The sequence below is a fragment of the Chryseobacterium sp. FR048 genome (assembly GCF_056844665.1).
Genome location: NZ_JBXDSE010000001.1, coordinates 979,241 through 1,005,061, shown reverse-complemented (window position 1 = coordinate 1,005,061; position 25,821 = coordinate 979,241). Strand labels below are relative to the sequence as shown.

Genomic DNA, 25,821 nt, shown 5'->3' with positions numbered 1-25,821 from the left:
TTTCTAAAAATTAAAAATATATTAAAAGATTCTGAATTTAAGTTTGCTTATTTAAAACTTTGTTCAAAAACAAGTCAAATATTTATTGTATCTTTGCAAAAATTTTAAAATAGTTAATGAATTTATTTACGGAAACCAGTTTAAGTCCTGATATTCTTAAGGCAATTGGCGAACTGGGCTACGAAAGCCCAACAGAAATCCAAAAACAGACTATCCCTTTTATTCTTTCAGATATTCGCGACTTGATCGCACTTGCGCAGACAGGGACAGGCAAAACAGCAGCGTTTTCGCTTCCGATTTTGGATATGATTGACGATACGAGTCGCAAAATCCAATTATTGGTGCTTTGTCCGACACGGGAATTATGTCTTCAGATTTCGAAAGACATAAAAAATTACTCTAAGTATATGAAAGACATCAAAACAACTGCGGTTTATGGTGGAAGTAGTATTGTAGAGCAGATGAGATCTCTGAAGGATAAACCACAGATCATTGTGGGAACTCCTGGTAGAGTAATCGATCTTATCAACAGAAAAGCATTAGACTTTTCTGCGATTCATTGGTTAGTATTAGACGAAGCTGATGAAATGCTTTCTATGGGATTCAAAGACGAATTGGAAACCATTCTAAGCGAAACTCCGGAAACAAAACAGACTTTCTTATTCTCTGCAACGATGAACAAGGAAGTGGAAAGAATTTCCAAAAATTATCTTACAAAACCACACCGTATTTCAGTAGGTTCTATCAACGAAGTGAAGAAGAACATTACACACGAATACTATGTGGTAGGATACCGTCAGAAAAAAGAAGCGTTGAAGAGATTGATCGATGCTAACCCTAACCAGTATTCCATTATTTTCTGTAGAACAAGAATGGAAACTCAGGAGGTGGCAGACTTCTTAATGCAGAATGGCTATGCAGCTGATGCATTACACGGAGATCTTTCTCAGGCGCAGAGAGATACGGTAATGAAGAAGTTCAGATTGAAAAATATCGATATTCTTGTAGCGACTGACGTTGCAGCAAGAGGATTGGATGTAAACTCTCTTACTCACGTTATCCATTTCTCTTTACCGGATGATCCTGAAGTATTCGTTCACAGAAGCGGAAGAACAGGTAGAGCTGGAAAAGATGGTATTTCTATGGCTTTGATCAAGCCTGAAGAAAGCAGAAAACTGAAGCAAATCAAATCTGCTACAAAAATTGAAATCAACGAAAGATTCGTTCCTACAGGTGATGATATTATCAAAGCTCAGGTAGGTGGTGTATTCGAAAAACTATTGACGGAGCACGAAGATCTTTTCGAGTTTGATGATAGCTTAATCCCGGATCTGAGCAACTTTACAAAAGAAGAATTGGTGCACCAGTTGCTGCAGTTCCAGTTGAAAGATCTTGCATTGTACTACAAAGACAAGCATGACCTGATGGAGCAGAAGCTGAGCAGCAGAGACGATGACTACTCAAGAAGAGATCGTGGACGTGACAGAGATAGAGACAGAGGTCGCGACAGAGACAGAGATCGTGGAAGAGACAGAGACCGTGGTGGAAAGCCAAGAAGAAAAGATGAAAACATGGTAAGATTCTTCTTCAACCTTGGTAAAAAAGACCATTTGAAGAAGCTTGATGTTTTAGATATTATCAATAAAGCTACTGCTGGTGGAAAAACCAAGAAAAGAGCAGAAATTGGTGATATTGAGATTTTAGAGAAATTCTCTTTCTTTGAGGTTGAAAAATCATTCAAAGACAATGTTTTAAGTAACATTCAATCGATGAAGTTTAAAGGAAAAGATATGAGGGCTGAAGTAGCTAACTAATTCCCTTTTTTATATCATACAAAACCGGCAGTAATGTCGGTTTTTTTATTTGATAATCAGTGGGTAACCTAATGTTAACAAAACTTAATGTTATATAGTTTCACGTACAATCCTTTTTTAAGAAATTTGCACACGAATTATAAATACTAAAAAATGGGAATTGGTAATATTTTCCACGCATTTCAACCAAAAGATAAAATCTTCTTTGTACTTTTTGAAAAGGTAACTGAAAACCTAGTTGCAATGTCAGAAGAATTCAACACAGGAATCAAGGATTTTGATCTTAATGACGACTCAATGTTGAAGAAGATGAGTGACTTCGAACACAAGAATGATGAGCTTACTCACGAAATTTTCGTAGAACTAGGGAAAAACTTCATTACTCCTTTTGACCGTGAGGACATCCATACACTGGCAACAGGATTAGATGATATTGCGGATTATATCTACGCTTCTACAAAATATATTTTCTTATACAAATCTCCGGAGATGAAGGCTTATTCAGACTTCTCTTTACTGATTCATAAAGCATGTCTTGAAATTCAGAATGCCATGAAGAATCTTAAAGGATTCAAAAATATGGAGCAGGTAAAAGAAGCTTGTATCAAGGTGAACTCTATTGAAAATATTGCAGACGACCTGCTTTCCAATTCAATGGTAGAATTATTTGAAACCAATGATGCGATCAACATTATTAAAGTTTCATCTGTATTGAACTATCTTGAAATTGTAACAGACAAAGCAGAAGATGTTGCCAATACGATTGAGAACATCATGATTAAATACGCCTAATACATAGCAAAAATGGAATTTCCGATTTTACTTATAGTTATTATTGCGTTGGCTTTGATCTTCGATTACATCAATGGATTCCATGATGCTGCCAACTCGATTGCAACTATAGTTTCTACAAAAGTTTTAACTCCATTCCAGGCTGTACTTTGGGCGGCGCTTTGGAACTTCGCAGCGTTCTTTATTGCTGCTTATATCATTGGAGAATTCAAGATTGGTAATACAATTGCCAAAACCGTTAATGAGAATTTTATCACCCTTGAGGTAATATTTTCCGGCCTTGTTGCGGCAATTGCCTGGAACCTATTAACCTGGTGGTTTGGGATCCCTTCATCATCATCACACACATTGATCGGAGGATTCTTAGGAGCGGCTCTTATGCATGCTTTCATGATGGATTATCATGCAGTAGCGGCAGCACAGCCAGAGCTTGGGATGTGGGAAACCATTAAAGAAGCTTTCAGCCAGGTAACTCATCAGGGGGTAGTGAAGTTTGATAAAGTAATTCCTATCTTCCTGTTCATTTTCATGGCACCGATCATAGGGATGGTCATCTCAATCATCATTACATTAATTATTGTACACCTTTATAAAAGATCAAACCCACACAAAGCAGACAAATCTTTCAAAAGATTACAGCTGGCTTCATCAGCATTGTTTAGTTTAGGACACGGTTTGAATGATGCTCAGAAAGTAATGGGGATCATTGGGGCAGCGGTAATTTATTATCACGTGAATATGCTTCAGGATGCACAGTACCTTGATATTCCTTCTGCAGGACGTTTTGATTATTTTGCACAGCATTATATCTGGGTTCCTTTAGTATCATTTATTGCCATTGCATTAGGAACAATGAGTGGGGGTTGGAAGATCATCAAAACAATGGGAACGAAGATTACAAAAGTAACTTCATTAGAAGGTGTAAGTGCAGAAACTGCAGGAGCTATCACTTTATTCATTACAGACCACTTCGGTATTCCTGTATCTACAACACACACGATCACAGGTTCTATCATTGGGGTAGGGTTGACGAAAAGAATTTCAGCAGTAAGATGGGGGATCACGGTAAGCCTTCTTTGGGCTTGGGTATTAACCATTCCAATCTCTGCCATCGTAGCAGGAATTACCTATCTTGTGGTAACTTTCCTTTTTTAAAATACAAATCATATTATCATACAAACTTTGTCCAAACGGACAAAGTTTTTTGTTTTATAAAGCCTCGAAAAATCGTATTTTTGTTCAAATTATAAGATTTTATGGAATTTTTAGACAGATACCAGCAGATTGTTGCAGACGCCATCACTAAATATACTTTTAAAGATAAACCTTCGGAGTTGTATGACCCGATGAACTATATTATTTCCCACGGTGGAAAACGTCTTCGTCCTATTATGGTGCTGATGGCGTGTGATATGTTCGGTGGAGATCTTAAGCAGGCAATCAAACCGGCGCTGGCGATCGAGTTTTTCCATAATTTTACGCTGATTCATGATGATATTATGGATGAAGCGCCTTTAAGAAGAAATAAACCTACCATTCATACTTTACACGGACTCAATGTAGGAATCCTTTCAGGAGACGGGCTTATGCTTAAAGCTTATAAATTTTTTGAAGACCTTGAACCTGAAATCTTCAAAGCCTGTATCAGAATATTTACCCATACCGGACTTCTTTTATGTGAAGGCCAGCAGTATGACATCAATTTTGAAACTCAGGAGAATGTTACTTTTGATGATTACATCAGAATGATCACCTACAAAACAGGAGTTTTGAGTGCTTCCTCATTTGAGATCGGAGCGTTGATCGCCAGAGCTGATTTTAAAGATGCCAAAGCGATTTTCAACTTCGGAAAACATATCGGAATCGCATTCCAGATTATGGATGATTATCTTGATGTATTTGGAGATCAGGCTCAGTTTGGGAAAAAGCATGCCGGGGATATTTATGAAAATAAAAAGACCGTTCTATACCTGTTGGCAAGAGAGCATGCAACAGATGAGGAAAGAAAAGAACTTGACTACTGGTACTCTAAAAAGACAGAGAATGTGGACAAGGTGTATGGGGTAGAAAAGATTTTCAGAAGAACAAAAGTTGACGAAAAAGCATTGCGTCTGATCGAAAAGCATAACGAGATCGGACAAAGCTACCTTCAGAAAATTGATGTTCCTGAAGAAAAGAAAAAACCGTTCATCGAATTGGCAAATTACCTGCTGAGAAGAGAAAGCTAATATAGGCAGCAAAGACTAGGTGGCAGGTAAAACAATATTTACCTGCCACTTATTTCCTGCCACCCAATTCCTATACAATGAAATTCAGAACCGAAGTTGACATCCCTGTATCAGAGAAGAAAATAGAAATTGAGGATAAAATATTTTCAATAGGGTCATGTTTTGCCTCTGAAATGACCGATCTTCTGAAAGACGGACAGCTTCAGACCCTTAATAATCCTTTTGGAACGATTTTTAATCCATTTTCGATCAACAATGCGGTACAAAGGCTTCACGATTCATCTTTCTATGAAGAAGAAGAGCTGATTACCTATAACGAAGAATATATCTCTTTAGATCACCATACAAGCTTTGATACCCGGTATATTCATCAGACTCTGGATAAGATCAATAAGTCCATTGAAGACGGCAATGCATTTCTGCAGGAAGCTGACTGGATCATTATCACCTATGGCTCTTCATTTATCTATGAATTTTTGCCCAAGAAAAAGCTGGTTGCCAATTGTCACAAGATTCCGCAGAAGTTTTTTGAAAAAAGACTGCTTACCCATCAGGAACTTACAGGTTCAATTTATAACACGATCCTGGAACTGAAAGATATTTGTAAAGAAGGGGTACAGATCCTTTTTACCGTTTCTCCTGTAAGACATACCAAAGATGGAATGGTAGAAAATCAACTCAGTAAATCTAAGTTAATAACAGCTATTCACGAATCGATCTCTCTATTTGAAGACTGTCATTATCTTCCGGTGTATGAGATTTTGATGGATGACCTGCGGGATTACCGTTTTTACAAAGAAGATATGATTCACCCGAGTACCCAGGCTGTTAATTATATTTTTGACAAATTTGGGAATGCTTATTTTTCAGGCGAAACCCAAAACTTTATTAAAGAAAATTTCAAAATCATCAGAGCCTTAGAACATAAGACCAGTGATAAGAAAGATCCGAAATTTATCGAATTCAGAGAAAAATTGGATCAGAGGATTGAAAACCAGCGCAAAAAGGTAAAACATAAAATATTTTAAATGATTGATTTTACCAGGATTGATTATCTGAAGGACGGAAATGAAAGACAGAAAAAGGCTTATGAAATTCTGACAAAGCACCGTATTTTTGAGAATTTGAAAGACTATTCTCCAATTCTGGCAGGAACTGTTCCTATAGAAATTGACATCAATGGAAGCGATCTGGATATTATTTTGGATGTAGATTTAAGATTTGAAGAAGACTTTCTTGATGATTTAATGTTGAGCAGGTTTATTCCTTATGATGTGGACGTACAATATCCGATCATAAATGGCGAAAAATGTATTACGTTAAATTTTATACTGGAAGAGTTTCCCATCGAGATTTTTGGACAGAATAAGCCTACAACACAGCAGAACGCATACCTTCATATGATTGCCGAACACAAAATATTACAGGAAAAAGGAGAAGAGTTTAAACAAAAAATAATAGAGCTTAAAAAACAGGGAATAAAGACTGAACCGGCTTTCGGAATATTGCTGGGACTTGAAAACCCTTACGAAGATCTATTGAAAATTTAAATAAAATGATTGATACACATACCCATTTATACGCAGAAGAATTTGATGAAGACAGAAAAGAAGCTATTCAACGAGCTTTAGATAAAGGAATAAATGAATTTTATCTTCCGGCCATCGATTCTGAATCCCATGAAAAAATGTTGCAGCTGGAAGCAGAATATCCTGGACAGATCTTTTCAATGATGGGACTGCACCCTTGCTATGTAAAACCGGAATCCTGGGAAAAAGAACTACAGATCGTTAAGAATTACCTGGATCAGAGACATTTTCCTGCAATAGGAGAGATCGGGATTGATCTGTACTGGGACAAAACAACGTTGGATATTCAGGTAAAAGCTTTTGAACAGCAGATTGACTGGGCCATCGAAAAAGACCTTCCGATTGTGATTCATACAAGAGAAAGCTTTGACGAAACATTTGAGGTGCTGGAAAGAAAGAAACACCCTAAATTAAGAGGAATCTTCCATTGTTTTTCAGGAAACCTGGAGCAGGCACAACACGCTATCGATCTTAATTTCATTTTAGGAATCGGTGGAGTAGTGACTTTCAAAAACGGGAAAATTGATCAGTTTCTGAATGAAATTCCTCTAGATAAAATTGTGTTGGAGACCGATTCACCTTATCTGGCTCCGGTACCGCATAGAGGGAAAAGAAACGAGAGCTCATACCTTGATCTGGTTGCGGGTAAACTGGTAAACATTTACGGTAAGGATTTCTCTGAAATAGACAGGATTACGACTGAAAATGCCCGAAATCTATTTAAAAACGACTAATAATGAACGGATTGCTGAAATCTGTGAAAAGTAATCAGTTGAATAGAGGTTTACTGTTTGCAGTTTATTTTATAGTCAATCTTTTATTCCTGACCAAGTACGGAATCAGGCAGTCTTTTGTTCCGGTCAGTGTTTTGGTAGCGGTTTTCTTTGTAGCGAATTTATTCCTGTTTTCTTTGGGAAAATGGCCGCCGCTTAAGAAAATATGGACCAGGAAACTGGTTTATATCCTCATTGCCTGTATCAGCATAGCTTATATTGGTCTGTGCCATGTCATGAAAGATCCTTACAAGATGAATATCGACCGATGGCAGACCTTAGAATTTTCATTAGAATATTGGTTCAAAGGGAAATACATCTATGATACCCCTAATTTTATGGGAAATCTGTCTTCTTATCTTCCGGGGCAGCTGCTTTTATCGAGTGTATTTTATTTTCTGGGGAATGTAGGGTATCTTCAGGTGGGGGCCTTCCTATTATTTTCCTACACGATTATGCTGGAATTCAAAAGCAATCTGGTGCGTTTTACTGCTATATTAATGTTGGGAGTATCGCTGGCTTATATTTATGATGTTGTCTGTAAAAGTGATTTTATTTCATCATTTATTGCCGTTGCTGCATTTATTCTCTTCTGGAGCAGTAGATTCAGACAGGATTATTTCCAAAAGCCCATTCTGTTGGGGATTTGTGTAGGTGTTTTGTGCCTTACGAGAAGCGTGGTGATCATTCCTCTTATTATTTTCCTGTTACAGCCTTTCTGGAATACCAATTGGGAGAAGAAAATAAAGTTTGGACTCAGCTTCTTACTGACCGTAAGTTTATTATTGGCAACTGTATTGCTGCCGGCTAAAAATCTTGACCATCTGATGCAGTATAATCCTTTAACCCTTCAGGGGCAAAGCAATAAATTGGTCATGCTGTTTTTTATTGTACTGGCAATAATAGCCTCATTTTATGCAAAAAAGATAGAAACCGTATTTTATTTTTCGGCGTATATTACCTTTTTGGTCATGGTGAGCTTTCTGGGTGAGCAGTACTTTACTTTAGGAGTATCCTACCAGAATAACTTCTTTTCTACTACTTATCTGGCAGCCTGTTTACCTTTCTCTATTATCGGGTATTGCTATACAAAACAAAAAATAGTCGGATAGAAACAGGTCATATTTTATAAAAATAAAACCCCTCTCAAAAAATGAGAAGGGTTTCAGTTTATTTCTTTCTGGTGAAATTCTTGTTTTTAGGTTTTTTGAATCCTACAGAAGCTGTTGTAGAAGGCTTCTTACGGTTTTTATTGGACCTTGAGCTATTGGAGTTAGAAGTCTTGGGCTTTTCACCACCTGCTGAAACAGGTTTGTTATTAGAATCCCTTTTCTGAGCTACAAGATCATCTGTATGGAACGGGTGATTCTTGATGACAGGAATTTTCTTCCCGATCAGTTTTTCCGTATTCTTTAAATTCAGAAGGTCAAGTCCGTCAACAAAAGAAATGGAGGTTCCTTCTGCTCCGGCTCTACCTGTTCTTCCGATTCTGTGTACATACGTTTCGGAAACGTCAGATAACTCGAAGTTGATTACGAATTTCAATTCATCAATATCAATTCCTCTTGCTGCAATATCCGTAGCGACCAAGACTCTGGTTTTCCCTGATTTGAAATTATTCAGTGCATTCTGTCTTGCATTCTGGGATTTATTACCGTGAATCGCTTCAGCAGATATATTGTCTTTTTGAAGTTTTCTGGCAATTTTATCAGCACCGTGCTTCGTTCTGGCAAATACCAGTACAGAATCTGAAATATCGTTTTGAAGAATATGAGACAACAGATTCAGTTTGTTATCCTTTTCAACAAAATATACGGATTGCTTGATGGTGTCAGCAGTGGAAGACACAGGAGTTACCTCTACCTTTACAGGATTATTTAGGATGGAGTTAGCCAGTTTCTGAATTTCAGCAGGCATTGTCGCTGAGAAAAACAGAGTCTGTCTTCTCTGAGGTAAAAGTTTGATGATTCTTTTCACATCATGTACAAATCCCATATCAAGCATTCTGTCTGCTTCATCAAGGACAAAGATCTCAAGATTCTTCAGGCTGATAATACCCTGAGCAATAAAGTCAAGAAGTCTTCCCGGAGTAGCTACCAGAATATCAACTCCTTTTCTCAGAGCAGCTTCCTGGTTTCCCTGTTTTACCCCTCCAAAAATAACAAGTTGTTTTAAAGGAAGGTATTTCCCATAAGCATTGATATTTTCTTCAATTTGGATGGCCAATTCTCTGGTAGGGGTAAGAATTAATGCTTTTATATGGTTGTTCGAAATTTTATTCTTCGATAAGTTCTGTAGAATTGGAATAGAGAACGCAGCAGTTTTCCCTGTACCGGTTTGTGCACAGCCCAAAAAATCTCTGCCTTCTAATATATCAGGAATAGATCTTTCCTGAATAGGAGTTGGAGTCGTGTATCCCTGTTCCTGGATCGCTTTCGCAATAGGTTCTATTAAGTTTAAGTCTGTAAAATTCAAATGAATGATTTTAAAATTTAAATAAAAATTCCCTCTGTCTGAAAGAATTACGTTTTGCAAAGGTAGTTTAAAAAAAATTAAGATTTTCTTGCCGGTTTCAAGTATTTATTGGTTTTCAAGCTAAAGAATCGGTGAGACTCTTCTTTAAGATTATTGCTGTGTTATTAAGGATTTCTCTTCGTTTTTATACTTTTTAAGGTGAATTTTTATTAATCTGTAATTTTTTTATGAAATTATATAAGCCTATTTAAGGGGCTTATGTATATATTTGGAGGACTAATAATCTTAAACATGAGAAAAACAATCATTTTACTTGCAGCTGTTGCAGGTATACAAGCGAGCGCGCAATCCTGGAATCTTACTGGAAACTCAGGAACCAATTCAACCACCAACTTTATCGGAACTACAGATAACCAGTCTTTAATTTTAAAGACCAATAATGCTGAAAAAATGAGAATCACTCCCGAAGGAAGATTTATTTTTCACGGTGTAACAACGGCAGGACAAATCTGGGATAAAAACTTATTCTTTGGAGGCGGAATGGACCAGACAACGACGAGCAATAATGCCGTATTTGGAATGGGTGCCCTTACTCAGCTTACAGATGGAGGAGGAAATACTGCAGTTGGAACGAATGCTATGTCATTATTTACCAATGGGACTATGAATGTGTCAATAGGATTTAATTCTATGAGAAACACCATATCTGGTAATTATAATACAGCTGTAGGAATGAATGCCTTGGAGTATTTCCGTACAGGACTAGGAAATGTTGGTATTGGAAATTCTACTATGGGATCAGGAAACTTAGTAGGAGATTTTAACCTGGCTGTTGGAACAAGTACTTTGAGATATATTGAATCCGGAAACTATAATAATATTATTGGAGGGGACTCATTCAGAGCACTCAAAAAAGGGTCTAATAACATTAATGTAGGATTTTCTAATGCCAAATTTATTACTGAAGGAGACAGCAATATTTATATAGGAAATAATATTGTTCCTGTGGCAGCGATTCCTTCCAATGAACTGAATATAGGAAACTGGATTGTAGGAAACAACGGAACAATAGGCATCGGCCAGTTCACCTCTCAGCTACCTGCTGACGGAGTAGCGCAGGATGGCGAGAAATACAAACTTTTTGTAAAAGACGGAATCAGAACTGAAAAAGTGAAAGTAGATATTGCTGACAGCAATGGTTGGGCAGATTATGTCTTTGAAAAAGATTACAAGCTGATGCCGTTGAATGAGGTTGAGCAGTTTATCAATAAAAATGGCCATTTACCGGAAGTTCCTACTACAGAAGAAGCCATCAAAAATGGTATAGAGCTGAAAGCAATGAATATTCTTCTCCTGAAAAAGATAGAAGAACTTACCCTTTACAATATCGAGCAGCAAAAGAGAATTGAAGCTCTTGAAAAGAAAGTGAAATAATGAGTATATAAAATGAAGAATATGAAAAAGTTTTATATAACATTACTACTATCGATACCCCTGTTTTTATTTTCTCAAGGTGAGAATGATCATTGGTATTTTGGGGATAAGGCTGCTGTCAGTTTTTCAGCTTCTACACCTGTCTATTTAACAAATAGTGAGATGGATGCTTTTGAAGCATGTGGTACAGTAAGTGATAGCAGTGGGAAATTGCTTTTCTATATGAATGGTCAAAAAGTATGGAACAGAGAACACGAAATTATGTTGAATGGTGTTTTGGATTTCAGTTCTAATAATAGTTCACAGCAGCTGGCCATTGTTAAAAATCCGGAAAATAGCAATCAGTATTACGTTTTTATCACGGGCGAAAATTATGTAGGGCAGTACGCTATTAATTATTCAATTGTTGATATGAGTTTAGGAGGGACTGGAGCAGACGGAGCTCCATTAGGTGATGTGGTAAAGGATAAAAAAAATATTGCAGTTCTTGATCAATTTGGGAATAAATTATATTCAGAAGCGGTAACTGTTGTTGCTGATTCAAACAAGAAAGATTACTGGGTTTTAATACCTAATGGTTCAAGTCTGAATACCTATAAGATTGACAATACCGGATTCAGCAATGGGCAGCCCATTGTGAGCGATCTGAGTCTTCCATTAAATTTAGGTGCCGGGAAATATTATAGCATTAAGGCATCTCCCAAGGTTAATAATTCAAATTATTCTAATCTTCTGTGTATTTCTTTCTGGCTGGATGGTTATGCAGGAAATGTACCGAATACCTATTATTTCAATCAGGTATATTCATTCGATAACTCTACAGGACTCATTACCAATGATTTTTCTTTGCATGTACAAGGACTGAAATCATATTTACCGGAATTTAATAGGGATGCATCTGTATTATTTCTTGGTTATGGCAATATTTATGCGGTGGATCTCGTCAATTCAACATCTTCAAATGTTCAGTATACAGAAATTTTTCACGATACATCCAACACATCTTCTCCAGCCACAGGGATTCAGAGGAATAAATACGGAGACGTTTATATTAGCAGATATGGTAAATCATACTTGGGAAAAGTATTAAATCCTGACGTATATAATTCCAATATGAGTGTAAATCTGAATGCAGTAAGCCTTGGGAAATCAACAACTAAATATGGACTGCCTCAACTGGTCCCTATACATGATAACTCCGGATTCGAAGGATATTATCCTTGTATAGGCTATATGACGCTTCTCTCAGAACCTCACATGGCTTTTTACTACAAAATAGGTAAAATGATAACAACACAGGATCACTATATTCTGGGCGGAAAGCATAATATAACCATGCAGGCAGGCGCAAGCATTAATCTTTTACCAGGTACCTTTATTGGAAAGGGCGCATCCTATTATGGTTTTATAGCACCCTGCGATAGGCTATCGAGATCAGAATATAAAAAATCAGCGCCTGTAAAAATGTTTTTAGAACTGGATAAGAAGGAGAAGGCGGAAAACAATAATGATATTCAAATATATCCGAATCCTGCATCTGATTTTATCAAAATTCAGTCAGAAGCTAAAGTGACAGCCTGGGAACTCTACGATCTTTCAGGAAAAATGGTGCTGAAAGGGGAAGGCAATACTATCGATGTGAAATCCATGGTCAAAGGAGCTTACGCATTGAATATTACCCTTGAAAAAGGAACGAGAGTGACAAGGAAAATTATTGTAAAATAAATTGAAGGATCCTGAAAATCTGATGCAGATGATAGGATTAGAAAAATTAAGCAGAAGGGCTGTCTCAGAAATGAGGCAGCTTTTTTTAAATGTAGACCCTGCTTCAATCTGTAAGTCTCTATTGAGTTTGGAGCGTATTTGTCCAGTCAGATATTAACAGTGTTTATTTCGTGTTAAATTATTGATTTTTGCTGTTAAACTTAATTAATCTTTTCGTTTTTGTTCATATTATGTTTTGAAAGTCGTAATGATTTATTAAAGTTTTAGAGAAAGGCAAAATAGATTTTTGATCTATATTTGAATCAACAATAAATCAACCATGAAAAGAAAATACTATTCTACTGATTGTTATGAAAATACACAATCATGGAATCTTACCAAAAATGCAGCGATTCAACCCCATTTTCTCATAAAAAAGATGAAGTGATATTCTAAAACACTGATTCTTTTATAACTATTCTTAAGCGGTTCTAGCACGACCCGATAGTAAGATATTAATTTATCGGTATTTACTCATTCTTTTGTTTAAAAGACTGAAGGACTGTCATTGCCTATTCATGAACAGCAAATAGATAGAAGCACCAAAAAACTAAACCTAACAAAATAGAAAAATGAAAAAAACTCTTGTAACACTTTTATTGTCTGCCCCGTTATTCTTATTCTCTCAGCTAGAAAATAATAACTGGTATTTCGGAAACAATGCCGCCGTTAATTTCACAAATCAGGCCGCTCCGGTAGCACTTACCAACAACCAGCAATCCGGACCTGCTACAGGATCAATAAGTGATCTCAACGGAAATTTACTGTTTTATACCAACGGAAAGCAGATCCTGACAAGACAGCACCAGCTGATGCAAAATGGAGACCTGCGAAGTGAGAATGCACTAGGTGTAGCTATTGCACAGCATCCGGCTAACAGCAGTTGGTATTATGTTATTACAATGTCTAAATCTCACCCTATTGGAAATACTCCCTTTTTAGAATATTCTATTGTAGATATGTCACAAGGGAATCTGGGAGCGGATGGTTTACCATTGGGAGCTGTTCGCAGTGATTATAAAAAGGAAGTGCTTTATACAGCATATCAGGATGAAAATATTGAACCTCAGTTCAGTATCGTAAGACATGCCGACGGAAAAGCATTTTGGATTGTTACCAATGATGGAAATTCTATTATTTCTTATCTTGTCAATGCCCAGGGGGTAACATATGACTCCCGTACTTTACTGAATGCCGCAATGACAGTAGGAAATTATAACAGTGCTCTGAAGATTTCTCCGGGTGTGGGGCAGTCAAAGAATTTCTCTAATTATCTGATGTATGCCAGATGGCCTAATTTGGATACGAAAGTATTTTCTTTCGATAACAAAACAGGACGTGTTACGAATGATTATGAACTTACCATCACAGGGCAGGCTCCCAACATTGGAGAATTTACCAGAGATGCCTCTATACTATACGTAGGAAGAAACTATGAATCCAGAATATTTGCATTTGATCTTGCCAATTCTACGAATACTGCTATTTACAGACAAGTATACTATAATTCAAATTCAAGTTTACGGACTAACGGAATGCAGATCAGCAGATATGGAGATATATATTTAGATCTTAACGCTTCAGGGTATTTAAGTAAAATTACCAATCCGAATACATTTTCTTCAGCATCTGTAGATTTAAATAACCTTTACTTAGGAGGTAAAACCGGGTGGAAGTATCTTCCTAATTCTGTAATTACCTTCAGAGGCTGTGCAGGTTGTAAAAACGGTGGTGAAGCATCCGGTACAAGTGAAAATTCTGCGATCAGACAGAACTTGAAGGAAAATATAAAACAGCAGAGGGTTTCCCTGACAGTAAATCTTGGAGAATCTGAGGCCATCAATACTGATATTAGTATTCACCCTAACCCTGTTAAAGATTTTCTGAACATTAAGACTTCTGCAAAAATCAAAGAAGTGGAAGTATATGATATGGCTGGTAAAAAAGTAAAGGTGGAAGTAAGCGGCAATAGACTGGATGTAAGACAACTTCCGTCCGGATCTTATCTTGTTAAGATGACGACAGAAACAGGAATGATAACAAAACCATTTATTAAATAATAAATATAGGTTTGATTGTGGAAATGGCTGCCTCATTTGAGGCAGCCATTTATTTTTTATTTAGATTCAATGTTATTTAAATTTATAGCCTACACCTGCCTGCAAAAAGCCTGCTTTTATTGGAATTGCATTGGTTTTATTCATTTCTATGAAATTGAAATTATATCGTGCATCTACAAAAAACTTTTCATTGAGCTTATATTCTGCTCCCAGGAAAGGAAATAAATTAAGCGTTTTTACTCCATCAAGTGTGGGTTGAGACAAAAAGCCAAATATACTGTTTGTTTCTACATTCTTTGAGATATTAAATCCAAAGTTCATCCCTACTGAAGCGGAGAGATTGGGAATGAAATAATATTTTAATGAAATAGGAACCTGTATCTGATTAAAAAGGTAGTTGTAAGTTACATCTCCGGCATTTACCACCTCATTTCCTACCACTGTTACCGTTGGATAGGCAATCTTACCTCCAAGCTGTGTATAAAGGACCTCTGCCTGTACTCCTAATTTTGGAGATAAAGGTTGTTCTGCTACAATACCTGCGTAGAAATACGATTTTGAATCCAGTTGATTACCAAAAATTTGCATATTGGATAAATTATATCCTCCCTTTACACCAAAGCTCATGGATTCTGAGCTCTTTGTTTGTTCCTGTGCATTAAAAATTGTTGAGAAAGCAAATGTTAAAAGAAAAAAATGTTTTTCTTCTTCATGTTTTTGAATGATTAATAATTAAAAAAAATTCCTCCCAAAAAGAAGGAATTATTACGGTAAAGATAATTTAAATATTTTTATAAGGTCTATTTCACCTTAGTCCATTGCTGATTCTTTCTGAGATTTTCAAAAAACTGATACACTTCTGAAAGCTTTTCATTGCCATGTTTTCCGTAATCTTCCACATTCTTGGTAGTGCCGTCTGCAAAACCAATTCTCAGGTAAGACGTAGGAAGGTCTGTAATATTTCGTTTACCATATTTATCATTCAGGCTTTTTACATTCAGCCCGTTCAGGAGACTGATCAGCTTATGGTAATCTTTTTCTTTGATGGTTCCTTTGAACGTTCCTTCACGAGGTTTGGAAAACTCATCTTTTGAAGGTTGAGTTGTGAAGTTGAAGTGCTCTGCTTCAAAAACGGAAGTTCTGTCCGGGTTAATCGTGATCTTAAAAACAGGGCAGAACCCAAAACACGGGGTGGCTTCATATTCGATTTTAGAATATTCTGAATTTGCTTTCTGAGAAGTACAGGAAAACAATAATATAAATGCACAAAGGCCTAGTAAATATTTCATAGCTTATTTTTTAGAGAGTCTTTCAATATTTGTTCCAATTAACAGATAATTTTACTTTAAGAGCTTTGGGCACAAAAAAAGAGAAGCATTATTGCTCCTCTTTATTGTATTTTATCGATCATATTTTTATCCGTGCAGATGTTTCCAGATCGTATCTTTCAATTCTACAAGACCTTCTCCTGTAACTCCTGAGAAGAACAAAGGTTTTTTGTTCTCAGGGAATTCAGCTGAAACTTCCTTCTTCAGTTCATCATCCAGAAGATCGGATTTTGAAATGGAAATAATAAAGTCCTTATCCAGAAGTTCAGGATTGTATTCCTTAAGCTCGTTTTCCAGAATTTTAAACTCCTGGAAGTGATCCTCAGAATCGGCAGGAATTAAGAATAAAAGGATAGAATTTCTTTCAATATGTCTAAGGAATCTGTGTCCCAATCCTTTTCCTTCCGCTGCACCTTCGATAATTCCCGGAATATCAGCCATTACAAAAGATTTGTAATTTCTGTAGTCTACAATTCCAAGATTGGGAGTTAACGTGGTAAAAGCGTAATTGGCAATTTTAGGTTTTGCCGCAGAAACAGATGCTAAAAGTGTAGATTTTCCGGCATTTGGGAATCCTACCAATCCTACATCTGCCAGAATTTTAAGCTCAAAGACAATATAGCCTTCTTCACCAGGAAGACCCGGTTGTGCATATCTTGGCGTCTGGTTGGTAGAAGATTTGAAGTGCTCATTTCCCAGACCTCCTTTACCACCCTGCATCAGGATGATCTCCTGCTGATCTTCCATGATCTCACCGATGATTTCACCTTCTTCATTCTTGGCAATCGTTCCCACCGGAACATCAATATAAACATCAGCTCCGTAAGCTCCGGTCAGCTGGTTTTTTCCTCCGTTTTCACCACGTTCTGCTTTTACGTGACGGGTGTATCGGAGAGGAAGTAAAGTCCACTCATTCGCATTTCCTCTCATGATGATATGACCTCCACGACCTCCGTCGCCTCCGTCAGGACCACCTTTAGGAATATACTTTTCACGGCGAAGGTGGGCAGAACCAGCACCTCCGTGTCCGCTTTTACAATGGATCTTTACGTAATCTACAAAGTTAGACATATAGTATTTGTTACGAGTTGCGAGCTACGGGACGAAAATTTAAATCCCGTATCCCGGACCCCGATTATTTAATTTTCTCTACCTCAGCGAAAAGTTTCTGGGAAATTTCATCAATTTCTCCTACACCGTTTACCTCTACATATTTTCCCTGCTGCTTATAAAGTTCGGCTACCTCTGCTGTTTTAGCGTAATATTCTTTAATTCTGTTTTCGATGATCTCTACATTGCTGTCGTCTGATCTTCCGCTGGTTTCACCTCTTTTCAGAAGTCTGTCAACCAAAATTTTGTCCTCTACTACCAAAGCAAGACAAAGATCAATTTTGTCATTCAGCTCTTCCTTAACGATTTTTTCCAAAGCTTCTGTCTGAGCAGTAGTTCTTGGGTATCCGTCAAAAATAAAACCATTGGTATCCGTAGGTTTTCTGATCTCGTCGATCAGCATATCTGTTGTTACCTGATCCGGAACCAATTCTCCCTTATCGATATATGACTTAGCCAGTTTTCCAAGTTCAGTGTCATTTTTCATATTGTATCTGAAAAGATCACCGGTTGAAACCTGTTTTAAATTGAATTTTTCGATTAGATTCTGAGCTTGTGTTCCTTTTCCACTTCCTGGAGGGCCGAACAGAACAATGTTTATCATAATGTTGATTCGCTGCCAGCAATTGACATGTTGCTTCGGGCTCTTGGCTTTGAGCGGCTTGCTTTTTTTGCTTTTAGCTTTTTTAAGTTAATATTTTACTTTTTTTAGATATTTATTTTAAAAGCTAATAGCCAGAAGCTAGAAGCTAATAGCCATTTTAATGGTTGATTTGTCCGTCTGCTAATTGGTAAAGATTACGTAGGTTTCTTCCTAATTCATCATAATCCAATCCATAGCCAAGTACAAATTTGTTGGGAATTTCCTTTCCGATATAATCCAGCTTGAAATCTTTCTTATAGATCTCAGGTTTCAGTAAGAAACTAGCCAGCTTTACAGATTTAGGACGTTGTGTTTCCTTGAAGTATTTGAAAAGACTTTCAACCGTGTTTCCTGTGTCTACGATGTCTTCCACAAGAATGATATGACGGTCTTTTACATCTTTAGTAAGCTCCATTTTCTGATAAACGATTCCTGTAGATTCTGTTCCTACATAAGAACTCATTTGAATGAAGGCAATTTCGCACTCACCCGGATAATACTTTAAAAGATCTGAGAAGAACATGATGACCCCATTCAAAACGCCAATGAAAACAGGAACTTCATCCTTGTAATCTTCATAAATTCTTAACGCTGTCTCTTTTACAATTTCCTGAATTTCGGCATCCTCTAAATAAGGAACGAAAGTTTTGTCGTGAACTTTAATGCTTTCCATAAAATTTTTAGTAGGTGGCAAAGTTACGGATTTTTGATTTTTGAATAAAATCTTTTTGTGTTTAATCCGGGATTTATACTATCTTTGTTCTTTCAAAACCCATAAATACAGACATGTAGGATATAATTTCTTTCAGCTTTCATCCAACGATAACCCAAGAGTTGTCGGTGTTTAACCATTATTAAGAAAGAAATCATGATTTTACTACATTATATATCCTTTGGGTTTCCGGGAGGAAATCTGCTATTCAATCATATCAATTTAACAATACAACCGCACACCAAATCTGCTTTGGTGGGAAGCAACGGCATGGGAAAATCGACCCTGCTGAAAATGATGGCCGGAGAACTACAGCCTTTAGAAGGGAATATCAATATACAGGGCGATATTTTCTATGTTCCGCAAATGTTTGGAAACTTTAATGATCAGACCATTGCCGAATGTCTGCAAATAGATCAGAAATTACTCGCTCTCCAAAAAATTACAGAAGGAGAAGTCGATCAGGTCTATTTTGATCTGTTAAATGATGACTGGGAAATCGAAGAACGCTGTCAGAATGCTTTACAACATTGGGGACTGGAAGGATTTGAACTTAGCGATAGGCTTGAAGGCTTAAGTGGCGGTCAGAAGACGAAAGTTTTTCTGGCAGGCATTCAGATCAGCCAGCCTGAAATAATCATTCTGGATGAACCCACAAACCATCTGGATCTCGAAGGGCGAAAATTATTATATGATCTTATTGAGACTACAGCTGCAACCGTTGTCATCGTCAGCCATGACCGGGTATTGCTCAATCTTGTGGATACGATTTTTGAACTGAGTAATCAGGGAATTTCAGCATATGGTGGGAATTATGACTTTTATGCCGAACAAAAAGAGGTCGAAAATGAAGCATTGCAAAACGATATTCATGCTAAAGAACGGGCATTGAAAAAAGCCAGAGAAAAAGAACGTGAAACATTGGAAAGAAAGCAAAAACTTGATGCAAGAGGGAAGGGAAAGCAGGAAAAATCCGGTGTAGCGAGAATTATGATGAACACGCTGCGGAATAATGCCGAGAAAAATTCTTCAAAATTAAAATCTGTGCACGCTGAGAAAATCAATGATATTTCCGGTGATCTGCGGGATCTACGCTCGTCAGTGAGAAATGCGGATCAGATGAAAGTGAATTTTAATGACTCAAATCTGCATACCGGGAAATTTTTAATTTCGGCAACAGAAATTAATTTTCAATACCTTGAAGATAACCTTTGGAAAGAAAATCTCAATCTTGAAATCAGAAGTGGCGACAGAATTTCCATTAAAGGAGCGAATGGTTCAGGGAAAACTACCTTGATCAAATTATTATTGGGAGATTTACAGCCTTCCACAGGGAAAATTGAGAGAGCAGATTTTCAAAGCATCTATATTGATCAGGAATATTCTTTGATTGATAAAAATGCGACGGTGTATGATTTTGCCCAACAGTTCAATGATAATGCATTACAGGAATCTGAGGTGAAAACATTGCTGTCAAGATTTTTATTCGGAAAAGAAACCTGGGACAAAAATTGTGATGTCCTGAGTGGGGGAGAGCGGCTGCGTCTTCTGCTGTGTGGGCTTTCTATCAGTAATAAAGCTCCCGACATGATTATTCTTGATGAACCAACGAATAATTTAGACCTTCAAAATGTAGAAATCCTTACCCATTCTATTAAAGATTATCACGGAACTTTGCTCGTGATTTCACATGATGAGGTTTTTCTGGGAGAGTTGGGAATGAGTGGTGAAGTATTGTTGCAATCTTAAAAATATTCTATTGGACACTCCGCAGGAATCTGAATCATTGAAAGATCCCTGCGGAATGCTCATTATTTAACTTCTGATAAGGTCCAATCGAGATATATATTGGTATTGATAAGATCAACAAGAAGATCTTCCAGTTTCTCACAAAAATGACTTTTTAACAGGAGCGGGCCTGCCCTTAAAGCTTGTTCCAACTCTTCTTTAGTATAATAATGACTCTTATTGTTCTCATTATCATAACGGGAAGAATCCCAGATTTTATGTTTTAGAAGAACCTTTACAAAATCTTCAATGATGAAATCCTCAAATCCTAACTCCTGATCATCAGTAATCTCATTGATGATCAGATTGTATTTGCCTTCCCAAATATCATAATCTTTGTAATAAAGTCTGATGAGCCTTTCTTTGTTTAATTTGTTGATTAAATGAACTTGGGCAGTTATTCCTATAGAAGCACTTCCGTAAGAAATGACTTTCTTGCTTGTTTTTAAAACGAATAAAGGGCCGGGTCCCATATATTGATGTTCAAATATTCTGGTTTCTAAGTACTTTTTAGATTGGTAATAAAAGCGAAAAGCATATTCATATTCCTCAATTTCATCTTCGAATATATCAACAGTATCCCCGAAATTCTCTAAAAGATAGTCTCTGGCTATTTTTATGAATTCATCTCTGTAATTTTCATGCATGTTTTTATGGGTATTAGTTCAGTATATTATTTATATTGAAAGTTATCTTGAAATGGAGAAACATAAATTTTAGAAAGTTCTACTTTTAAGGAGTAGAACTTTCCATTTTCTTTATTTCATTAAAAACTATTTCTTCGTCTTTTTGATAGCATCAAGGTAAATTTTCCTGATACTGTTCTTTTCCTCTTTTTCACTGATGTTCTCAAGTGCAGGAAGCAGAGTCTTATTGTGCTTCGTTTTCATTTTCAGAATTTCCCCTAACGCAAATGCAGCACTCCAACGGACAACAGTTCCTTCATGTTCCGTATTGGTCATTAGATTCGTAATAGCATTATCTAATTTTTCAGGAAATAAATGAGCGGTATTGCCTATGACCTTGGCACTTTCCCATTTTATTCTGGGCGCTTTTTCTGTAAGGGTTTGAGTGACGAATGTAAATACAGTCTCGTCTGCCAGTTCAGGTTTCTGTTTCGTTGCATATTCCATAGCTTCTACGCAGGTACCTTTTACAGGATCCTTTGATTTTTCAGCAAAAGCAATGAGTTCATCAGTCGGTAGGGAAGTGTCGAGAATCCATTGGCTGATAATCTCTGTTTTTTCTTTTGCTTTCGTAGCCTTGTCTTTAAAAAGTTCTTCTATGGTCATTGTGATTAATTTTGATTTTTCCAGTGTTCCAATTTAGGAATTCCTTTCGAAAATAAACTGGCCAGAAATGCTTTGATGTCTGTAAACCGTTCTGATACTGATTTCATATTTTTCTGCAATATAATCAGCGGTTACAAATTTTTTAGATTGCAGAGTAGTGAGTACAGAAATAAGCCTGTCGATTCTGTTCATTGTTTAGACATAAAGGTCAAAATTATAAAAATAATGAATACCTGATCATGTAAGATCAATTACTGGAGTCAGAATTGTTCTGACGAATGTGAGGTAAGCTAAAAGCTATACTATTTAAGAGATCATTTTGCCTGACGGATCGCGTCCAGAATGATTTCCATCTTTTGATTGATCTCATATTCACCGGATAATTCAATAAAAGGAACTTTTACCCTAGAAAGCCACTCACGATGAGCATTTAAAGTCCTGTTGGCAATGCCTGTATCGTAATCATAGTCCTTTGCCCATCTCATAAATTCCTCAAACTTTTTTACCCTTTCCGGATTGATGATGATTTCATCGCCATACCTTTCATATTCTCTTGCTCTCAGTCTTTCCAGTCTTATTTCCGGAGGAAGGTAAAGAAAGACAACGAGATCGAATGCTGGGAAAATATTTTCACCCCAATGGATCATCGAACCTCCGAAAATCCAGTTTCTGGTATGATGAAGAATATCAGAAGCCTTTTGATTCCTAATTTCAGGACTTTGTTTTTCGGTGAAAGGAGGCTCTGTTTTAAGCCAGAAAAAATCATCACTGTCAAAGTATTCAATATTGAGTTTTTCAGATAGCGCTTTTCCCAATGTAGTTACTCCGGAACCGGATGCCCCGAAAATATGTATTCTCATGACTTCTTATTATTTATAAATCTTCGGAATTTACAAGAGATTTTAATGTTTCAGCATCCAATGGTAGATTTCATTCAGTACCTCTGCACGGATATTTTCATTCAGAATTTCATGGCGCATTTCCGGATAAATTTTTACTTCCACATCCTGGAAACCATCAGCCTTTAAATTGTTGACGGTATGCATTACCCCTTTACCAAAATCACCAATCGGATCATTTTGCCCGCTTACAAACAACAAAGGCAAAGATTGGGAAATAGAGGCGGCCCAGTTTCTTGCCGTAGCCTTTTTATAGATCGTGAACAAAGTATAAAATGCATTATGAGTAAAAGGAATTCCACAAAGATCATCCTGCTCAAAAGCTTTTCTGTTTTCAGTATTTACACTCAGCCAGCTGGTATCACTAAAGTTTTTGTCTTCTTTAAAATGCTTATTGTTGACCTTAGTAAAAACAGAATTTAAAAAAGTGCGGTGACGGGGAGCAATGGTATTGGCCAACGATAAATATCCTCTTAATAGATCAATTCCCGGTAATGGGCCACCTGTTCCCGTAATAATAGCTCCTGAAAATTTGTTACCAGCCTTTTGAAGCAGACATCGGGTCACAAAAGATCCCATAGAATGCCCCAGAATAAAATGCGGAACATCCGGATATTGCGCTGCAAGATGATCTGCCATCATTTCTGCATCTGAAATAAGCCTTTCGTCCGGTTTTTCAAGTTGGAAAAAGCCAATCTCTTTTCTATCTTTTACAGATTTTCCATGTCCCAAATGATCATACGTCAATACAGCAATTCCTTGATTGGTAAAATATTCAGCAATTTCTGAGTACCTACCACTGTGTTCCTGCATGCCGTGGACGATGAGTAAAGTGGCTTTTGCTGTCTCAGGAGAAAACAGAGTGTAGTATAGCTGGGAGGCTTTGTTAAAGTTGGAGGGATGATATGAGGATTTATGAGATAAAAGCATAATAAAATATTAATTAAAAACATATCTAAATAACCAGTATATGCTATGTCCATTTAAATTTGAGTTTATGTCATTTAATTCTTCTTTTAAGGAATTAGCTCTTTTTGTATAATTTGTAATCTTAGAAATGTATAAATCCGTATTTTCTTCAAGGAAACTACAATTTTTGAAATGTTCAGTGGTTTCTTCTGGTTTTAAATTTTTATATGATATATGCTCTTTTACTTGTTCTGTGAAATCAGTTGAAATATTTAAAGGTGAATTTTCTTTTAAATAGTCAATACTGTAGATTATATCAATAAATTTTGAATAATCATTTCTTACTGTAAAGAGTCTAAATAAATACTCGCTTGGAATTGATTTATAAATTTCAGAGTTAAACATTGGCATAGCATCGTAAGTTAGTTGTAATTTTCCATTGAAATTATTTTTTTCAAATACTATCGAATAATAATTGAGAATGTAAAATTTTGTTTTATCAAAGTCTGAAATGTATGCAGTTGATTTTGGAAGAGCAATTTCGTCGTTATATTTTAAGATTAGTTTTCTATAATTATTTAATTTGTTTGCAATTGATAATCTATTAAAAATGTTTGTTAAAATAATTCCAATTAGTGAACCAAGAAATATCTTCATTTATGTAATTTATTAACTTCAAATATAATAATAAATGTCAAAAATATGGCTTCAACCTTATGATTTCCACCCCACCCAAAAATAAAATTCCCCTCAAATTTGCCCACCCAATTTTTTAAAAGTAATTTTGCATGAATCTAAAAACAAATGTAAAATATGTCAACTTATGTAGTTGTAGGTCTTCAGTACGGAGATGAAGGCAAAGGAAAAATCACGGATGTTTTATCAGCAAAATCGGACTATGTAGTGCGTTTCCAGGGTGGAGACAACGCAGGTCACACGGTTTATGTAGGTGATGAAAAATTCGTTCTACACCTTCTTCCTTCAGGAGTTCTTCAATGCAAAGGGAAATGTATCATTGCGAACGGAGTAGTGGTAAACCCTAAATCTTTCATTAAAGAAGTTGGTCAGATCGAGAGCAAAGGCTTGAGAACAGATCACATTTTTATCAGCAGAAGAGCGCATGTGATCATGCCTTACCACATCCTTTTGGATACTTACCGTGAAGAGGAACACGGAGGAACTCAGATTGGAACTACCAAAAAAGGAATCGGACCTTGCTATGAAGATAAAATCGCAAGAGTTGGTATCAGAATGGTAGACCTTTTGAATCCTGAGATTTTAAGAGACAAAATCGAGAAAAACTTAAAAGTTAAAAATTCTCTTTTTGAAAAATATTACGGAAAACCGACATTAGACGTTGAAGAAATTTACAACGAATATTTAGAAATCGGAAAACAGCTTCAGGACAGAATCGTTGATACTGAATTAGAGCTGAACGAGGCGATCAGAGACGGTAAAAACGTTTTATTCGAAGGAGCACAGGCATTAATGCTTGATATTGACTTCGGAACGTATCCATACGTAACTTCTTCTTCTCCATCTACAGGAGGAGTATGTTCAGGAGCAGGGGTTCCGCCAACATCACTTCAAAACTTAATCGGTGTTGCTAAGGCATACTGTACAAGAGTTGGAAACGGACCTTTCCCATCAGAATTAGATAATGAGTTGGGAGAAAGCATCAGACAGATTGGTGGTGAGTTCGGAGCGACTACAGGTAGACCAAGAAGAACAGGTTGGTTAGATCTTGTTTCTTTAAAGCATGCTTGTATGATCAACGGAATCAACAATCTTGTTATCACTAAGCTTGACGTTCTTACAGGAATTGAAAACCTGAAAGTAGTAACGCATTATAAAACTGAAGACGGAAAAATCATTGATTATTTCACTTCTTCAACAGAAAAATTATACAACTACGAACCAATCTACCAAGATTTACCAGGTTGGAGCGAAGACATTACCAAAGCAAGAAGCTATGATGAACTTCCTGACAATGCTCAGAAATACATCGAGTTTATCGAGCAATATTTAGGAATCAACGTATATTTGGTTTCTGTAGGTCCTGAGAGAAGTCAGAACATCATCAGAAAAGAATTATTCTAATATTCCTTAGAGATAAAATAACAGAGAGGCTATCATTTGATAGTCTCTTTTTTTTACCCATGTCAAGGTTTAAAACTTGACATGGGTAAAAAATCTTATCTTTAATCTTAA

At 36.5% G+C, this 25,821-nt stretch carries 25 protein-coding genes; 13 read left to right on the top strand and 12 right to left on the bottom strand.

Annotated elements, in window-relative coordinates; all coding sequences use genetic code 11:
- The first annotated feature begins 116 nt into the window (after window positions 1-116).
- The 8 genes from AC106K_RS04595 to AC106K_RS04560 all read left to right on the top strand — a co-directional run bounded on the left by AC106K_RS04595 (window position 117) and on the right by AC106K_RS04560 (window position 8,308).
- Complete coding sequence (locus tag AC106K_RS04595; protein ID WP_482443484.1) at window positions 117-1,814, top strand: DEAD/DEAH box helicase; 1,698 nt, start codon at window positions 117-119, stop codon at window positions 1,812-1,814.
- 153 nt (window positions 1,815-1,967) lie between these two features.
- The gene (locus tag AC106K_RS04590) at window positions 1,968-2,606 is read left to right on the top strand and encodes a DUF47 domain-containing protein (RefSeq protein ID WP_027374906.1); all 639 of its coding nucleotides are present in this window, start codon (window positions 1,968-1,970) and stop codon (window positions 2,604-2,606) included.
- Between the two features lie 12 nt (window positions 2,607-2,618).
- Entirely contained in the window at window positions 2,619-3,761 is a 1,143-nt protein-coding gene (locus tag AC106K_RS04585; RefSeq protein WP_482443483.1) for an inorganic phosphate transporter, read from the top strand.
- Between the two features lie 101 nt (window positions 3,762-3,862).
- The gene (locus tag AC106K_RS04580; protein WP_062676428.1) at window positions 3,863-4,834 is read left to right on the top strand and encodes a polyprenyl synthetase family protein; all 972 of its coding nucleotides are present in this window, start codon (window positions 3,863-3,865) and stop codon (window positions 4,832-4,834) included.
- Window positions 4,835-4,911: 77 nt separating this feature from the next.
- Entirely contained in the window at window positions 4,912-5,862 is a 951-nt protein-coding gene (locus AC106K_RS04575) for a GSCFA domain-containing protein (RefSeq protein ID WP_482443482.1), read from the top strand.
- Complete coding sequence (locus AC106K_RS04570; RefSeq protein WP_482443481.1) at window positions 5,863-6,384, top strand: DUF4269 domain-containing protein; 522 nt, start codon at window positions 5,863-5,865, stop codon at window positions 6,382-6,384.
- Between the two features lie 5 nt (window positions 6,385-6,389).
- Window positions 6,390-7,157 carry a TatD family hydrolase gene (locus AC106K_RS04565; RefSeq protein WP_482443480.1) on the top strand — a complete coding sequence of 256 codons (768 nt, stop codon included), beginning with the start codon at window positions 6,390-6,392 and terminating at the stop codon, window positions 7,155-7,157.
- 2 nt (window positions 7,158-7,159) lie between these two features.
- Window positions 7,160-8,308, top strand: a complete 1,149-nt coding sequence (locus AC106K_RS04560) for a hypothetical protein (RefSeq protein ID WP_482443479.1) — start codon at window positions 7,160-7,162, stop codon at window positions 8,306-8,308.
- 58 nt (window positions 8,309-8,366) lie between these two features.
- Here AC106K_RS04560 and AC106K_RS04555 read toward each other — a convergent pair whose 3' ends face one another.
- A complete protein-coding gene (locus tag AC106K_RS04555; protein ID WP_047097997.1) occupies window positions 8,367-9,671 on the bottom strand; it encodes a DEAD/DEAH box helicase in 1,305 nt (434 codons plus the stop codon).
- A 291-nt stretch (window positions 9,672-9,962) separates the two neighbouring features.
- Between AC106K_RS04555 and AC106K_RS04550 the strand changes: the two genes are divergently transcribed.
- The 3 genes from AC106K_RS04550 to AC106K_RS04540 all read left to right on the top strand — a co-directional run bounded on the left by AC106K_RS04550 (window position 9,963) and on the right by AC106K_RS04540 (window position 14,929).
- Window positions 9,963-11,105, top strand: coding sequence for a hypothetical protein (locus tag AC106K_RS04550; RefSeq protein ID WP_482443478.1), 1,143 nt, complete (start codon window positions 9,963-9,965; stop codon window positions 11,103-11,105).
- A 21-nt stretch (window positions 11,106-11,126) separates the two neighbouring features.
- Window positions 11,127-12,830 (top strand): T9SS type A sorting domain-containing protein, encoded by a 1,704-nt coding sequence (locus AC106K_RS04545; RefSeq protein ID WP_482443477.1) that lies wholly within the window; start codon window positions 11,127-11,129, stop codon window positions 12,828-12,830.
- 611 nt (window positions 12,831-13,441) lie between these two features.
- On the top strand, window positions 13,442-14,929 hold the full coding sequence (locus AC106K_RS04540; RefSeq protein ID WP_482443476.1) for a T9SS type A sorting domain-containing protein: 1,488 nt from the start codon (window positions 13,442-13,444) through the stop codon (window positions 14,927-14,929).
- Between the two features lie 72 nt (window positions 14,930-15,001).
- Here AC106K_RS04540 and AC106K_RS04535 read toward each other — a convergent pair whose 3' ends face one another.
- The 5 genes from AC106K_RS04535 to AC106K_RS04515 all read right to left on the bottom strand — a co-directional run bounded on the left by AC106K_RS04535 (window position 15,002) and on the right by AC106K_RS04515 (window position 18,683).
- Window positions 15,002-15,652: a porin family protein gene (locus AC106K_RS04535; protein WP_482443543.1), complete on the bottom strand. Its 651-nt coding sequence runs from the start codon at window positions 15,650-15,652 to the stop codon at window positions 15,002-15,004.
- Window positions 15,653-15,729: 77 nt separating this feature from the next.
- Window positions 15,730-16,218: a DUF6438 domain-containing protein gene (locus tag AC106K_RS04530; protein ID WP_482443475.1), complete on the bottom strand. Its 489-nt coding sequence runs from the start codon at window positions 16,216-16,218 to the stop codon at window positions 15,730-15,732.
- A 126-nt stretch (window positions 16,219-16,344) separates the two neighbouring features.
- Window positions 16,345-17,328, bottom strand: coding sequence for a GTPase ObgE (gene obgE / locus AC106K_RS04525; RefSeq protein ID WP_047099005.1), 984 nt, complete (start codon window positions 17,326-17,328; stop codon window positions 16,345-16,347).
- A 64-nt stretch (window positions 17,329-17,392) separates the two neighbouring features.
- Window positions 17,393-17,971 carry an adenylate kinase gene (locus tag AC106K_RS04520; protein WP_047099006.1) on the bottom strand — a complete coding sequence of 193 codons (579 nt, stop codon included), beginning with the start codon at window positions 17,969-17,971 and terminating at the stop codon, window positions 17,393-17,395.
- Window positions 17,972-18,128: 157 nt separating this feature from the next.
- The gene (locus AC106K_RS04515; RefSeq protein ID WP_047099007.1) at window positions 18,129-18,683 is read right to left on the bottom strand and encodes a phosphoribosyltransferase; all 555 of its coding nucleotides are present in this window, start codon (window positions 18,681-18,683) and stop codon (window positions 18,129-18,131) included.
- A 195-nt stretch (window positions 18,684-18,878) separates the two neighbouring features.
- On the opposite strand from AC106K_RS04515, the gene AC106K_RS04510 reads away from it, so the two are divergent.
- Window positions 18,879-20,471, top strand: a complete 1,593-nt coding sequence (locus AC106K_RS04510) for an ABC-F family ATP-binding cassette domain-containing protein (protein WP_482443474.1) — start codon at window positions 18,879-18,881, stop codon at window positions 20,469-20,471.
- 62 nt (window positions 20,472-20,533) lie between these two features.
- Here AC106K_RS04510 and AC106K_RS04505 read toward each other — a convergent pair whose 3' ends face one another.
- From AC106K_RS04505 to AC106K_RS04480, 6 genes are all read right to left on the bottom strand, one after another.
- The gene (locus AC106K_RS04505; RefSeq protein WP_482443473.1) at window positions 20,534-21,157 is read right to left on the bottom strand and encodes a hypothetical protein; all 624 of its coding nucleotides are present in this window, start codon (window positions 21,155-21,157) and stop codon (window positions 20,534-20,536) included.
- Between the two features lie 126 nt (window positions 21,158-21,283).
- The gene (locus AC106K_RS04500; protein ID WP_482443472.1) at window positions 21,284-21,802 is read right to left on the bottom strand and encodes a HEAT repeat domain-containing protein; all 519 of its coding nucleotides are present in this window, start codon (window positions 21,800-21,802) and stop codon (window positions 21,284-21,286) included.
- A 33-nt stretch (window positions 21,803-21,835) separates the two neighbouring features.
- The gene (locus AC106K_RS04495) at window positions 21,836-21,994 is read right to left on the bottom strand and encodes an HTH domain-containing protein (RefSeq protein ID WP_482443471.1); all 159 of its coding nucleotides are present in this window, start codon (window positions 21,992-21,994) and stop codon (window positions 21,836-21,838) included.
- Window positions 21,995-22,116: 122 nt separating this feature from the next.
- Window positions 22,117-22,662, bottom strand: coding sequence for an AAA family ATPase (locus AC106K_RS04490; protein WP_482443470.1), 546 nt, complete (start codon window positions 22,660-22,662; stop codon window positions 22,117-22,119).
- A 42-nt stretch (window positions 22,663-22,704) separates the two neighbouring features.
- A complete protein-coding gene (locus AC106K_RS04485; protein ID WP_482443469.1) occupies window positions 22,705-23,631 on the bottom strand; it encodes an alpha/beta fold hydrolase in 927 nt (308 codons plus the stop codon).
- A 9-nt stretch (window positions 23,632-23,640) separates the two neighbouring features.
- Complete coding sequence (locus tag AC106K_RS04480; RefSeq protein WP_482443468.1) at window positions 23,641-24,267, bottom strand: hypothetical protein; 627 nt, start codon at window positions 24,265-24,267, stop codon at window positions 23,641-23,643.
- 156 nt (window positions 24,268-24,423) lie between these two features.
- On the opposite strand from AC106K_RS04480, the gene AC106K_RS04475 reads away from it, so the two are divergent.
- A complete protein-coding gene (locus tag AC106K_RS04475; RefSeq protein ID WP_047099014.1) occupies window positions 24,424-25,710 on the top strand; it encodes an adenylosuccinate synthase in 1,287 nt (428 codons plus the stop codon).
- The last annotated feature ends 111 nt before the right edge of the window (window positions 25,711-25,821 follow it).